At 54.9% G+C, this 12,661-nt stretch carries 11 protein-coding genes; 5 read left to right on the top strand and 6 right to left on the bottom strand.

Features of this window, described 5'->3' with window-relative positions:
• Positions 1 to 23: 23 nt before the first annotated feature.
• The 6 genes from A7P96_RS00855 to A7P96_RS00830 form a co-directional block, all read right to left on the bottom strand.
• The gene (locus tag A7P96_RS00855; RefSeq protein WP_067441083.1) at positions 24 to 392 is read right to left on the bottom strand and encodes a roadblock/LC7 domain-containing protein; all 369 of its coding nucleotides are present in this window, start codon (positions 390 to 392) and stop codon (positions 24 to 26) included.
• A 23-nt stretch (positions 393 to 415) separates the two neighbouring features.
• Positions 416 to 1,075, bottom strand: a complete 660-nt coding sequence (locus A7P96_RS00850) for a roadblock/LC7 domain-containing protein (RefSeq protein WP_067441086.1) — start codon at positions 1,073 to 1,075, stop codon at positions 416 to 418.
• 2 nt (positions 1,076 to 1,077) lie between these two features.
• A complete protein-coding gene (locus tag A7P96_RS00845) occupies positions 1,078 to 1,614 on the bottom strand; it encodes an ATP/GTP-binding protein (RefSeq protein WP_064089950.1) in 537 nt (178 codons plus the stop codon).
• Between the two features lie 11 nt (positions 1,615 to 1,625).
• Positions 1,626 to 2,750 carry a hypothetical protein gene (locus A7P96_RS00840; protein ID WP_067524014.1) on the bottom strand — a complete coding sequence of 375 codons (1,125 nt, stop codon included), beginning with the start codon at positions 2,748 to 2,750 and terminating at the stop codon, positions 1,626 to 1,628.
• 3 nt (positions 2,751 to 2,753) lie between these two features.
• Positions 2,754 to 4,250, bottom strand: coding sequence for a hypothetical protein (locus tag A7P96_RS00835; RefSeq protein WP_067524012.1), 1,497 nt, complete (start codon positions 4,248 to 4,250; stop codon positions 2,754 to 2,756).
• A gap of 221 nt (positions 4,251 to 4,471) precedes the next feature.
• On the bottom strand, positions 4,472 to 5,779 hold the full coding sequence (locus tag A7P96_RS00830; RefSeq protein ID WP_067524345.1) for a murein transglycosylase A: 1,308 nt from the start codon (positions 5,777 to 5,779) through the stop codon (positions 4,472 to 4,474).
• Between the two features lie 264 nt (positions 5,780 to 6,043).
• Here A7P96_RS00830 and mutS point away from each other — a divergent pair, with 264 nt between their 5' ends.
• The 5 genes from mutS to pta all read left to right on the top strand — a co-directional run bounded on the left by mutS (position 6,044) and on the right by pta (position 12,561).
• Entirely contained in the window at positions 6,044 to 8,638 is a 2,595-nt protein-coding gene (mutS, locus tag A7P96_RS00825) for a DNA mismatch repair protein MutS (RefSeq protein ID WP_067524010.1), read from the top strand.
• A 152-nt stretch (positions 8,639 to 8,790) separates the two neighbouring features.
• A complete protein-coding gene (locus tag A7P96_RS00820) occupies positions 8,791 to 9,270 on the top strand; it encodes a hypothetical protein (RefSeq protein WP_067524008.1) in 480 nt (159 codons plus the stop codon).
• A gap of 174 nt (positions 9,271 to 9,444) precedes the next feature.
• On the top strand, positions 9,445 to 9,651 hold the full coding sequence (locus A7P96_RS10535) for a hypothetical protein (RefSeq protein WP_156496218.1): 207 nt from the start codon (positions 9,445 to 9,447) through the stop codon (positions 9,649 to 9,651).
• A gap of 62 nt (positions 9,652 to 9,713) precedes the next feature.
• Positions 9,714 to 10,274, top strand: coding sequence for a hypoxanthine-guanine phosphoribosyltransferase (locus A7P96_RS00815; protein ID WP_067447924.1), 561 nt, complete (start codon positions 9,714 to 9,716; stop codon positions 10,272 to 10,274).
• Between the two features lie 208 nt (positions 10,275 to 10,482).
• Complete coding sequence (pta, locus tag A7P96_RS00810; RefSeq protein ID WP_067524006.1) at positions 10,483 to 12,561, top strand: phosphate acetyltransferase; 2,079 nt, start codon at positions 10,483 to 10,485, stop codon at positions 12,559 to 12,561.
• Positions 12,562 to 12,661 lie beyond the last annotated feature (100 nt).

Raw genomic sequence — 12,661 nt, 5'->3', positions numbered from 1 at the left:
CTCATTGCGTGTCGGATAGGCGTTTAGCTGCTTTCCAAATCTACAATGCTGCGTGCGGCACGGCGGGCGTCGAGCAAGATCAAGCCTAGTTTGGCGCTTTCTCGGGCAGTTACTACCAATACAGTGTCTTCACCGGCTTGAATCAACAGGATGTAGCCATCGGTGCCTTTCACAATCACCTGCTCCAATTCGCCACATAGTAGCTCTTTGGTGGTACGGTTGCCCAAGGCCAGCAACGCGGCAGACATAGCACCCACACGATCCGGGTCAATATTGGCCTGGAGCATAGAGGCAACCGGCAAGCCGTCACTGGAAATAACAGCGGAAGCGGTAATATCAACAGACGAGCTGTTTAAATCGCTCAATACAGAAGAAACTAATTGTTGTTGCATATTGTGTTTTCCCAATAATTTAATTAGAGTGCTTCAATCTGGTTAGCAGAATCAACGATTTGATACAGCGCCCGCACTAAAGATACAAATTCATCTTTATGCAGCTGCGGTACACCGCCGGTAACCAGGATAAATTTCAAATCACCGATATACAGCGGGAAGAAAGTCAGCTCACTCTGGCCTGATGGATCACAAATGCCCACCGCATTGTGGTAGATATTCAGGTTGTTCTTAATCAAGAGGCTATGCTGTTCATACAAGCGAACGGCTTCACTGGCCAACACTGCGATTTCTTCAGCAGCTTCGTGGTTGAAACCGGAGCTGGAAAAATAGAAACCGTCTTGATCTACCAATAATGCCTTCTGCACATCAGAGAGGTGCGTCAGGATATTGGGCAGGCCGGTGCCGCTAAGCAAATCGGTTTTTTTGTCTGGCTCGTCTTCGCCATACAAAAATTCCAAACGCTGCATGCGGTACAACAAGTTGAGTGCGGCATCAATATCGTTGGTTTGCGCCCAACGCAATAAATTTTCCCGGCCAACAGTTTCCTGCTCGCCAGCCTGCAGAATACCGCCCAGCAGAGTACGGCTAGCGCTTTGGCCTTTATTGGAAACCGCATAGTATGCGCCAGCGGGAGTTACTCGTGGGTATAGATTAGGCTGCAAAAGTAGTGTCGAATCCATTTTTATACCTCTAAACCAGGATCAATTGAATACAGCATCGCAGTAACCAGCTGTTTCACATCGTTTTCATTCCGCGCATCAATTTCAAATACCGGCACGTTCATGCCGTATTGCAGCAGGTATTTCTGATACACCTCGATACCGGGCGTGGCTTTCAAATCCATCTTGGTTACACCCACAACCACAGGTGCGGTTTTGAGCAAATCACTAAACGAATCCAAGAAGAATTTCAGGTCTTTCAAAGGATTGGAACGGGTATTATCCAACAGCAACACCAAGCCCATACTGCCTTGGCTCAAAATGTCCCACATAAAATCAAAACGTTCCTGCCCGGGCGTGCCGTACAAATGCACCTTGGTATTCTCATCTAAGTGAATCACACCGTAGTCCATGGCCACGGTGGTGTGGCTTTTCATGGAGGTAGTCATATCAGATGCACGGGCATCAGTCTTAATTGGTGGGTCATCTGACAGCGCAGCAATAGCGGTAGTTTTCCCTACGCCGACCGGACCTGTAAAAATAATCTTATTCTCTGCCATGTTATATTCCTTTATCGGCCAATAATTTTATTCATCAAACGTTGCAGCAGCCCGCGCTGTTTCGGTACTTCTTCGTCGCTATCTTCTTCATGCGCTCTAGTATGAACTCTCTCCGGACGCTGTATAGTTTGCGTTTGTGCAGCAACTCTAGCTTGCCCTGCTCCAGCAGTCTGAGTCTCAGCCTGCCCGGCCGATTCCACAATCAGATGGTCGGTAACATAGACCGCAGTAAGATAATCAGCTAAATCTTTGTTATCGATAAGCATCAGCTTGTGCAGAATAGTCAGGCTACCTGAAGCCTTGGTTAAGAAGGCGGATAGGCGCATTGATTCGGCAAGCGGTGCCAAACGAGTCAGGTTTGGCCAGTTGCGAACTTTGAATACTGTGCTTTTGTTGATTACTTTGGGAAAGCGGCCATTACTTGTCCAAATAGCCAACTGCCATAAGCAAGCAGTAATGGAAAGCTTGGCCTTGGCTTTCAAGTTCTCTTCAGTAATCGCTCGCGTTTGCAAATCAACAAATTTCTGTTCACACAAAGATTTGAGTGTTTCAGAATCGGTTACCAACAACACTTTCTGAATGGACGGGAACACCAGCAACATAGGTTTGCCGTTGTGCATTACCGCCACATTGACATCCTGCTTGGCTGCTTTGCGTACTTCGCCCAACAAACCGTTGTCTTCATCGAAATGTTCGATGGTGATACTAGCCGAATGAGATCGTACAGACGAAGCTTGCTCGGTTTCCTGTGTTGCCAGCCTAGGAGCATGCTCCGCTCGGCTACTACTGGCTACCCAAATGCCGTTACCCTGTTGCAGGTTTTTTAAGTTCAAAAATAGAGTATCGAACTTAATCGGCTTGGCCAGATAAGGAGCGGTTACCGGAGGCGGCAAGCTGGAAAAATACACCACCTTCGCATCGGGAAACTGGTTTTTTGCATCTTTCCAAATCTCCACATCAGTATCGGCATCGGCCAATACCATATCTGGCTGAATACCCTGCTCCACTGTAACCAGTTCATAATTAGTAATACCATGCATTTTGAATGCCATACGGAACATCGCATATTGGCGCTCGTCCATGCCCAACAACATGATGTGAACCGTCTTCACTTGGGGGATTGCGTTATTAGTCATTTATCATGTCCGAACAGAACCGTAGTTGATTTTTTGTAGTAATTGGCTCATTGCCAATACTACCTCCTCTGGCGGATGCTGGATATTGGCACGTATCTTATGCAATACCTGCTCCAGGCGCTCCCATTCTTCTGCACGTTCGCAAATATCGAACAACGTAATATACAACTGTGATTCGCTGGGGTACTCCAAGATGGATTCTTCCAGCAAATTCATTGCTTCATCTAACTGGCCATACATCAGTAATGATTCGACATCACGCAACACTTTTTCTGCCGGGGTCTGTTTCATGCTGACATCATCAGTACGTGTTTTAATAAGGGGTTTACGGTGCGCTTTTTGAGTACTGGTGCCACGATCCAAGAAACCGTTGGCAGTCCCGATTTCGCGCAGTTGAACCTCATTCGGATTGGATTCCAACTGAGTAAAGATGGGGTGTTCGCCCAAATTGAGACCCCAGCCTAGCATTCTTTCTTTCACTTGGCGGCCATACGGGCCCAAGGTGTAGTAAAGCTGCCAAAGATGTTGGGCAAAACGGTCAATATTTTGATTTTTATAGTCCAAACTCAGCGCATCAATAATCAACGCAGCTGGTTTGTTGGCCTGGCGGATGGCCTTATTGGCATAGCTAACTGCCGTATCGTAGGCAAGCCTGTCCTTCATCAGGCGATAGCCAGATTCAGGCTTCATAAAGCCCATCAGAGCAGCTTTTTCTTCATCATGTACAAGAATAGCACCGGTATATTTGGAATTGGTAACCAGCTCTTTGCGGGACTCGGCCAATGCTGAATTGGCCACTTTCTGCTCGCTCTCGGCTTCTACGGCTACACGGCGGCTTTTCTGCTTGGTTTGTGCCGGCATATCCAGCCCGATGCGTTCGCCGATTTCAGCAGAGGTCTGCTGTATACCCCAGCCTAGTAATTCTTCAGCCAACACGCGCAGACTAAGGTTGTTTTTATCAACTGCCAAACCTTGTTTGATGTAGTCCTCGGTTTGCGCTTTAGTGAGCAGATTGCCGAACTGGCGCAAAGTTTCAGCCAATTCATCCGGCTTTTTAGCATCCAGCCACAGCTGCACCAGCTCATTAACTAAAGAGCTGCGCATACCATCGCTCACGACTACCGAGCCAGAAGTTAGATATTGAGACAGCGATTCGGCAGCTTTTTCGTGGTAACCGAATTGCTTATAGACTTTATATTCCGTCAGTGCATCCACTTCCTGCGACACATTGGCAGCCTCTTCCACTTCCACATCAGGTACAGCTTCCCAACCCCAGTCTTCGCTCACTTCAACCTCTTCAGGCTCGGATAACGAAGCGGCTACAGACTGTCGATCTGCCGCTGGAGCCGATTTCTTGCTGGTCACCCTAGCGGCAGCACGCTTACTTCTGCCTTTTTTCTCTTCATCAACAGCGGCTTTTGCCTGCTGTTTCTGGCGGCGTTGAACAAAAATCAAGCCGGCTAAAACCACCAATAGCGGAATCAGAATCATCAGATCCATTTATCCCACCCTCCCTAAACATAATTGAATGAAAATATTCATCCTACTTCTCTTATTACGTCTTTCCAAATACAAATGTTGAAAATTCAGCCTAAAGTATATATTAATTTACACGTTCTATTCAAACGGATTCACGAAAACCGCCACCAAAAAGGAAGGAGTTACGCACCAACAGCGTATCTTTGTTCTCCTCCCAGCAGGCAGTAACTGATAGGCAATTTTCACAGCAACACCCCGTTGGGCAACAACAGCCAAACATAGCCTGTCTGCTTCATGCGGCCGGCCACCCTTCCTGCCTCATCGCCATACCCCCAAAAAAAGTCCACCCGCACCGCGCCGTTGATGGCACTGCCGGTGTCTTGCGCCATAATCAGGCGGTTGAGCGCATGGCCGGTTTCAGGATGCGCAGTGGCCAGAAACAGTGGTGCGCCCAAAGTGATGAAGCGTTTATCCACCGCGCCGGAATAACCGCCGCTCAATGGCACACCCAATGAACCAATCGGCCCGTCATTGCCATCCGGCAGTTGGCGGAAAAACACATAACTGGGGTTTTGGCCCAACACCTCAGCCAGTTTATCCGGATGTGCACGCAACCAATCGCGGATTTTCGGCATACTGGTTTGCGCTAACGGCAAATAACCTTTATTGGCCATATAGCGGCCGATAGAAATATAGGGATGATCGTTTTTATCGGCAAACCCCAGGCGGATATAGCACCCGTCTGGCGTACGGATTCGGCCGGAGCCTTGGATATGCAGGAAAAACAACTCAACCGGATCATCGGCATAAGCCAACACTGGCGCACTACCGTTTACCGCACCAGCATTAATTTGGGCACGGGTGTAATACGGCACAAAACGGCTACCTGAAACCCGCCCTTTCAAAGATCGGCTTTTCTCACGACCAGGGAAATCAGCCAGATTAGCCGTGTATTCACCATTGGCGGCAATTTGGCCACTATTGCGACCGGTGAGATGGATACGCACCGTTCCTGATTGCGGCGCACCAGCCAACGGCACAGTAACCAAATCAGCGGGTAAGCCATAAATCGGGAAGCGTGCCTGTGCCGTTTGCCGTGCGCTGCCGTGCAACACTGGCTCGTAGTAGCCGGTTATCGTGCCGCCCAACTGCCCATTGTGGCTCACTTCCCATGGCGTGAAATATTGCTCGAAAAACTGCCTAGCCGCCGCAGACTGACTGCCCACCCTGTCGGCCTGGGCGCACACATTCTGCCATTGCGGCTTGTTTTTCAAAGCAGTACAGCTTTTGCGAAACGCATTCAGGCTAGCCGCAAAATCCTGCTGCGGCCACTGCGGCAACGCCGCAAACGATACCGCCTTATACCCTGCCGGGCTACCTGAAACCCGGTGCTGATAGCCTTCCGCATAACGCTGGCCGGGCGGCAAAGCCGGCATACCGCTGATACCACTGCCAGAGGGCTTGGGCCGGCTATGAAAAAAACAGCCGCCCAGCAGCAATGCCGACAGCAGCAGCCAGCCGTTACGAGAAGAAAGAAATTTTCCTGCCATTTCAGTTTTCATTCCATGAAGTTGAATTTATACCACTGAAAGAAATCGATAAATAATATATAAACATTGCCGCCCGTCCCGCATCGTTTCCGATGCTTTCTAGCCAACTCCTGCCCGTTTACGGCGGCCGCAGGCGCAAACTGGCAGAATTTAACCACCCACCCAAGCCGTCGGGCAAATCATTTTACAAGCACAAACATTTCGCCCGCGGCCGCATCGGCTACAATATCGTTTTTCGCCTTTCCATTTTTCAGGTAGCCTTTCATGAGCCGCAAAAGCGCCGTATCCCCCATGATGCAGCAGTATCTCGAGATCAAAGCCCAACACACCGACAAACTGCTGTTCTACCGCATGGGCGACTTCTACGAGCTCTTCTTCACCGACGCCGAAGAAGCCGCCCGCCTGCTCGATATCACGCTCACCACTCGCGGCCAGATCAACGGCGAACCCATCAAAATGGCCGGCGTGCCGCACCATGCGGCTGAGCAATACTTAGCCAAATTGGTCAAACTCGGCCGAAGCGTGGCCATTTGCGAGCAAGTGGGCGAAGTAGGCGCCAATAAAGGCCCCGTAGCGCGCGAAGTGGTGCGCATCATTACCCCCGGCACGCTCACTGATGCCGCCCTGTTGGAAGACAAAGAAACCAACCGCATCGCCGCCGTGGCTTGGAACGGCAAGCCCAAGCAGCCGGTCGGCCTCGCCTGGGCCTCCCTGCAAAGCGGCGAATTCAAGGCCAAAATCATCGCCCCGGCCCAACTGCCCGACGAACTCGCCCGCTTGCAGGCCGCCGAAGTATTGCTGCCCGACCAAGCCGCCGCCAAACTTAGGCTACCTGAAAACTGCAACCCCACCCGCCTGCACGACTGGCAATTCGCCCCCGACAGCGCCCACACCCTGCTCACCGACTACTTCGGCTGCCAAGACCTGCTCGGCTTCGGCCTCCAAGCAGGCGAACACGACCCCGCCATCGGCGCCGCCGGTGCCCTGCTCAACTACATCCGCCACACCCAATCCCGCCTGCCGCGCCACCTCGACAACCTCAGCCTCGAAACCGAACAGCAATACATCGGCATGGATGCCGCCACCCGCCGCAACCTTGAAATCACCGCCACCCTGTCCGGCAAAAAAGAGCCCACCCTCTTTTCCACCCTCGACCGCTGCGCCGGCAATATGGGCAGCCGCCTGCTCGCCCAATGGCTGCACAACCCCCTGCGCAACCGCGAACACATCCGCGCCCGCCAAGAAGCCGTATCCGCCCTGCAAAGCGATTATTCCGCCCTGCAAGGCTACCTGAAAACCATCGCCGACATCGAACGCATCGCCGCCCGCATTGCCGTAGGCTCCGCCCGCCCGCGCGACCTCTCCGGCCTGCGCGACAGCTTATTTACCCTCACCCGACTCAGGCTACCTGAAAGCAGCCTGCTCAACACCCTGGCCGATATTTTCCCGCAAGGTGCCGATATTGCCGAGAAGCTGCAAGCCGCTATCCTGCCCGAACCCGCCGTATGGCTGCGCGACGGCGGCGTAATCAACCACGGCTTTTCCGCCGAGCTCGACGAACTGCGCCGCATCCAAAACCACGGCAGCGACTTCCTGCTCGAACTCGAAGCCCGCGAACGCGAGCGCACCGGCCTTTCCACCCTCAAAGTCGAATACAACCGCGTGCACGGCTTCTACATCGAGCTTTCCAAAATCCAAGCCGCCGAAGCCCCCGCCGACTACCAGCGCCGCCAAACCCTGAAAAACGCCGAACGCTTCATCACCCCCGAGCTTAAAACCTTCGAAGACAAAGTACTCAACGCCCAAGAGCGTGCCCTCTCCCTCGAAAAACGCCTCTACGACAGCCTGTTGCAAGCACTCCAGCAGCAGCTGCCCCTGCTGCAGCGTACCGCCAAGGCCGCCGCCGCGCTGGACGTACTCTGCTGCTTTGCCCACTTTGCCGCCGAACACGATTACCACGCCCCCCAGTTCACCGACTACCCCGGCATCGAAATCGACAACGGCCGCCACCCCGTGGTTGAAGGCCAAGTGCCGCACTTCACCCCCAACCACACCCGCCTCGACCACAAACACCGCCTCATGCTGCTCACCGGCCCCAATATGGGCGGCAAATCCACCTATATGCGCCAAGTCGCCCACATCGTTTTGCTCGCCCACACCGGCAGCTTCGTGCCCGCCGAAGCCGCCCGCATCGGCCAAATCGACCAAATCTTCACCCGCATCGGCGCCTCCGACGACCTCGCCGCCAACCGCTCCACCTTCATGGTGGAAATGAGCGAAACCGCCTACATCCTGCGCCACGCCACCGAGCAATCCCTAGTGCTCATGGACGAAGTCGGCCGCGGCACCTCCACCTTCGACGGCCTCGCCCTCGCCCAAGCCGTGGCCGAACATTTAATCCAAAAAAACCAATCTTTCAGCCTGTTTGCCACCCATTATTTCGAACTCACCCGCCTGCCAGAGCAGCACAGCGCCGCCGTCAATATGCACCTCTCCGCCCTGGAAGAAGGGCAAGACATCGTTTTCCTGCACCACATCGAGCCCGGCCCGGCCGAAAAAAGCTACGGCATCGCCGTAGCCAAACTCGCCGGCCTGCCCGCTCCCGCCCTCAAAGCCGCGCAGAAACACCTCGAACAGCTCGAAGCCCAAGCCGCCGCCCACCGCCCACAGATGGACATGTTCAACCTGCCCGAAGAAGCTGCGCCCGGACACAGCCCAGCCGAGCCCATCCCACCTGCCGTCCACCCCCTACTGCAAGAAATCGCTGCGCTGCATCCCGACGAACTCACCCCGCGCCAAGCCCTCGAGCTGCTGTATCAACTGCAAAAACAGGCTGTTGCCGCGCAGGAAGCTACCTGAAAATGCATGTATCAATTTCAGGTGACCTTGCCACAAAGTGCTGCCTAAAAGCGTAATAATTTGTCTATTTTCTGTAAAACAGCGATAATACACCTGCTTTCGGACACGAAAGCCATAAATAAATTCAATTATCCATAAGGACCCTCCCAATCATGAAACAACGCTTACTTGCCTTAGCCCTCATTTCCGTATTGGCAGCCTGCGGCGGGCAAACCAACAGCTCTGCCCCGGCTCAATCAACCGACACCAGCAGCACACAGCCCGTTGCTGCCAGCGTCGCACAACCCGCTGCTACCGCCCCTGCTCTCGATTCCGTACTAGCCGACCCTAAAGTGGGCGACCTCTACGCCGCTAAAATCAGCGCGTTTTCCGACCAAGGCTTTGGCCGAAACGGCAAAGAGCAGTCCGTAGCCTACGGCCTGATGAAAGTGGTGGAAGTGCAGTCCAACCACATCATCGTTATCACCGAAGATGCTGCTTGGGAAGTGCCAGAAGGCGCCAAACAAGACCTGAACGGCAACCTCTCCAACATCACTTGGGACGAATCCGAGCGCATCCAAATCAAACGCGACGAACTACCCCGGATGGTGGCCGACGGTCGCATCGTGGAAACCCGCCGCCTCGACAAATAATCCGCGCCATACATCATCAAAGGCTACCTGAACCCCTTACGCGGTTTTCAGGTAGCCTTTTCATTAACGCCACCACACACCAACCTCAGCACCCATTAGCGTTATAATCCCCACTACCTCCCTGCCACACATAAGCAGCGGCCACCATACCAACACCCCCAAAGACATCCCCCCATGACAGCCAAGACCTCTTTGACTACAACGGCAACAGCCAAAACGAAGCCTACCCGATCAAACTCATCATCAACCAACCGCCCCGACCCGAACCGTGTACTGGTCAGATTCTTCTACAACGACCCCGCCACCCCCTACACCCGTGCCACCCTTTTTGAGCGCAAAGGCCGCAACATAGAAATCACCATTTCCAAATTCGCCTCTTAGGCGTGTTCGCAACGCATTTTTCAGATAGCCCCAATCCAAACCCCAGCGCAAGGACATCCCACATGACCATCAAACAACGATTCTGGCAAGCCAGCACCATACTGGAAGAAGCCGACCTCCTGTTCGACGAAGCCGCCTGCCGAGCTGCCCTGGAGCGCATGGCCGAAGAAATTACCGCCGACTTGGCCGAGCAATACCCCCTGCTCCTGCCCGTGATGGGCGGTGCCGTCGTTTTCACCGGCCAGCTCCTGCCCCTCTTGCGCTTCCCGCTCGATTTCGACTACGTACACGTTTCCCGTTACGGCAGCGAACTGAGCGGCAGCGTACAGCTTAACTGGCTGCGTGCCCCGCAAAACAGCGTGGAAGGCCGACACGTTCTCGTGCTCGACGACATTCTAGACGAAGGCCACACCATGGCCGCCATCCACAAACAAGTACTGGAAATGGGCGCCGCCTCCTGCTACACCGCCGTATTCGCCAATAAAAACATCAACCGCCCTAAACCCATCACTGCTGATTATGTAGGTATCCACGTGCCCGACCGCTATGTGTTCGGCTACGGCATGGATGCCGGTGGCATGTGGCGCAACCTCGGCGCCATCTACGCCCTGGCCAATAAATAGCCAAACCCAAACTTAAGGCTACCTGAGGCACCGAATCACTTTCAGGTAGCCTTACCCAAATAAACCCAATCCCATCGCTTGCCGCCCCTGGTTAATAGTGCAACAATGCGGCCTGCGAAAAACCAGCACAGGCAAACGTCTGCCGGCCGTCTTATTGATTCGGCTGCTTTACGCTGATTGATTAACCCTTTACCAAGAAAGAAGCCCTATGCCAAACTTCCTCCTCGTGCCTATCGGCACCAAAACCGGCCTCACCAGCATCTCACTCGGCCTGCTGCGCGCCCTGCAGCACAGCGGCCGCCGTCCGGTATACTACAAACCGGTATCGCACAAGCCCACCCCCGCCGGCGACACCGAAGCCGCCATCGTATTTGCCAACAAACTGTTCCACCTCAACCCGCCGCACCCGCAGCCGCTCTCCAAAGTGGAAGAGCTGGTGGGCGCAGGGCGTGCCGACGATTTGATCGAGCTGATGGTATCCGATTTCGACCAGGTTACCGCCGCCGAGCACGATGTAGCTATTATTGAAGGCGTGATGCCCGATAGCGAACGCGGCTTCCTCACCAGCAAAAACGCGCAAATCGCCGCCGCGCTCAACGCCAACGTAATTCTGGTGGCCGCAGCCGGCAACCACAGTGCCGAACAGGTGGCCGACCAAATCAACCTGGCCGCACAGGAATACGCCAACAGCCACACCGATGTGGCCGGTTTCATCATCAACCGCTACCACGGCAACGACAGCAAAGCCTTCGCCGCCGAAGTGTCTGCCAAAGTACGCGGCGGCATCCCCTGCATGGGCGTGCTGCCTTTCGCGCCGGAGAAATCGCTGCGCCGCGTGGCCGACATTGCGGGCTACCTGAACGCCCAAGTGATTGCTGGGAAAGAGCATTTGGGCAACCGCACCAAAGAAATCGTGGTGGCCGCGCAAAATGCCGCCCACATACACCACCGCATCACTTCCGGCGCGCTGGTCATCACCCCCGGCGACCGTGAAGACATCCTGATGGCTGCCTCGCTGAAAATCCTCAGCGGCGTGCCGGTGGCCGGCCTGCTGCTCACCTGCGGCACCGCGCCTTCGCCTGCCGTACAGGGCATCATCAGCCCCGCGCTGAGCCAAAACGTGCCGGTATTGCTCACCGAACACGACACTTTCGCCACCGCCTACGCGCTGGCGCACCAAGACCAAACCATCCCCGCCGACGACACCGAACGCATGGAAACCATGGTGGAATTTGTGGCCGAACACATTGATGTGGAAGAGCTCTGCCGCCACATCGGCCGGCCGCGCCAGCTGCTGATGTCGCCGCCCGCCTTCCGCTTCCGCATGATGGAGCAGGCACGCGCCGCCAACCGCCGCATCGTCCTGCCGGAAGGCGACGAGCCGCGCACTGTGGAAGCCGCCGCCATCTGCCAAAGCAAAGGTATCGCCCGCTGCGTGCTACTGGCCAAACCAGAAGCCGTGCGCGAAGTGGCCGCCAACCGCGGCATCATCCTGCCTGAAGGCTTGGAAATCATCGATCCCGACACCATCCGCGAGCAATACGTTGCCCCGATGGTAGAACTGCGCAAAAACAAAGGCCTCACCCCCGGCTTGGCGAGCCAGGCGCTGGAAGACAGCGTCGTGCTCGGCACCATGATGCTGCAGCAAGACGACGTGGATGGCTTGGTGTCCGGCGCGGTACACACCACCGCCAACACCATCCGCCCCGCCCTGCAGCTGATTAAAACCGCCCCCGGCGCCAGCCTGGTGTCCAGCGTGTTCTTCATGCTGATGCCCGAGCAGGTGTTCGTGTATGGCGACTGCGCCGTGAACCCCGAGCCCACCGCCGAAGAGCTGGCCGACATCGCCATCCAATCGGCCGAATCCGCCAAAGCCTTCGGCATCGACCCCAAAGTGGCCATGATTTCTTACTCCACCGGCACCTCCGGCAGCGGCGCCGATGTGGAAAAAGTGAAGGAAGCCACACGCCTGGCGCAGGAAAAACGCCCCGACCTGCTTATCGACGGCCCACTGCAATACGACGCCGCCAGCGTGCCCAGCGTAGGTCGCCAAAAAGCACCCGACAGCAAAGTGGCCGGCCAAGCCAACGTGTTCGTCTTCCCCGACCTGAACACCGGCAACACCACCTACAAAGCCGTACAGCGCAGCGCCAACGTATTGAGCATCGGCCCCATGCTGCAAGGCCTGCGCAAACCGGTAAACGACCTCTCGCGCGGTGCATTGGTGGACGATATCGTCTACACCATCGCCCTCACTGCCATCCAGGCCGTGCAGATGGGTAAATAAACCGCCCGCCCTGTTGGGATTTAGACATCAAGTAAAAGGCTACCTGAAAACTTTAGCCTCGCAGAAACTCGCGAGCTCGTTTTCAGGTAGCCTTTGCATT

It is taken from the genome of Eikenella sp. NML03-A-027 (assembly GCF_001648395.1).
Classification (GTDB): Bacteria; Pseudomonadota; Gammaproteobacteria; order Burkholderiales; family Neisseriaceae; genus Eikenella; species Eikenella exigua.
Note: the sequence above shows the minus strand (reverse complement) of the source record. Positions and strands in the feature narration are given on the sequence as shown.

Coding starts and splice junctions, on each gene's coding strand:
- A7P96_RS00855 (WP_067441083.1), bottom strand. CDS start 392: ATGCAACAACAATTAGTTTCTTCTGTATTGAGCGATTTAAACAGCTCG.
- A7P96_RS00850 (WP_067441086.1), bottom strand. CDS start 1,075: ATGGATTCGACACTACTTTTGCAGCCTAATCTATACCCACGAGTAACT.
- A7P96_RS00845 (WP_064089950.1), bottom strand. CDS start 1,614: ATGGCAGAGAATAAGATTATTTTTACAGGTCCGGTCGGCGTAGGGAAA.
- A7P96_RS00840 (WP_067524014.1), bottom strand. CDS start 2,750: ATGACTAATAACGCAATCCCCCAAGTGAAGACGGTTCACATCATGTTG.
- A7P96_RS00835 (WP_067524012.1), bottom strand. CDS start 4,250: ATGGATCTGATGATTCTGATTCCGCTATTGGTGGTTTTAGCCGGCTTG.
- A7P96_RS00830 (WP_067524345.1), bottom strand. CDS start 5,779: ATGGCAGGAAAATTTCTTTCTTCTCGTAACGGCTGGCTGCTGCTGTCG.
- mutS (WP_067524010.1), top strand. CDS start 6,044: ATGAGCCGCAAAAGCGCCGTATCCCCCATGATGCAGCAGTATCTCGAG.
- A7P96_RS00820 (WP_067524008.1), top strand. CDS start 8,791: ATGAAACAACGCTTACTTGCCTTAGCCCTCATTTCCGTATTGGCAGCC.
- A7P96_RS10535 (WP_156496218.1), top strand. CDS start 9,445: ATGACAGCCAAGACCTCTTTGACTACAACGGCAACAGCCAAAACGAAG.
- A7P96_RS00815 (WP_067447924.1), top strand. CDS start 9,714: ATGACCATCAAACAACGATTCTGGCAAGCCAGCACCATACTGGAAGAA.
- pta (WP_067524006.1), top strand. CDS start 10,483: ATGCCAAACTTCCTCCTCGTGCCTATCGGCACCAAAACCGGCCTCACC.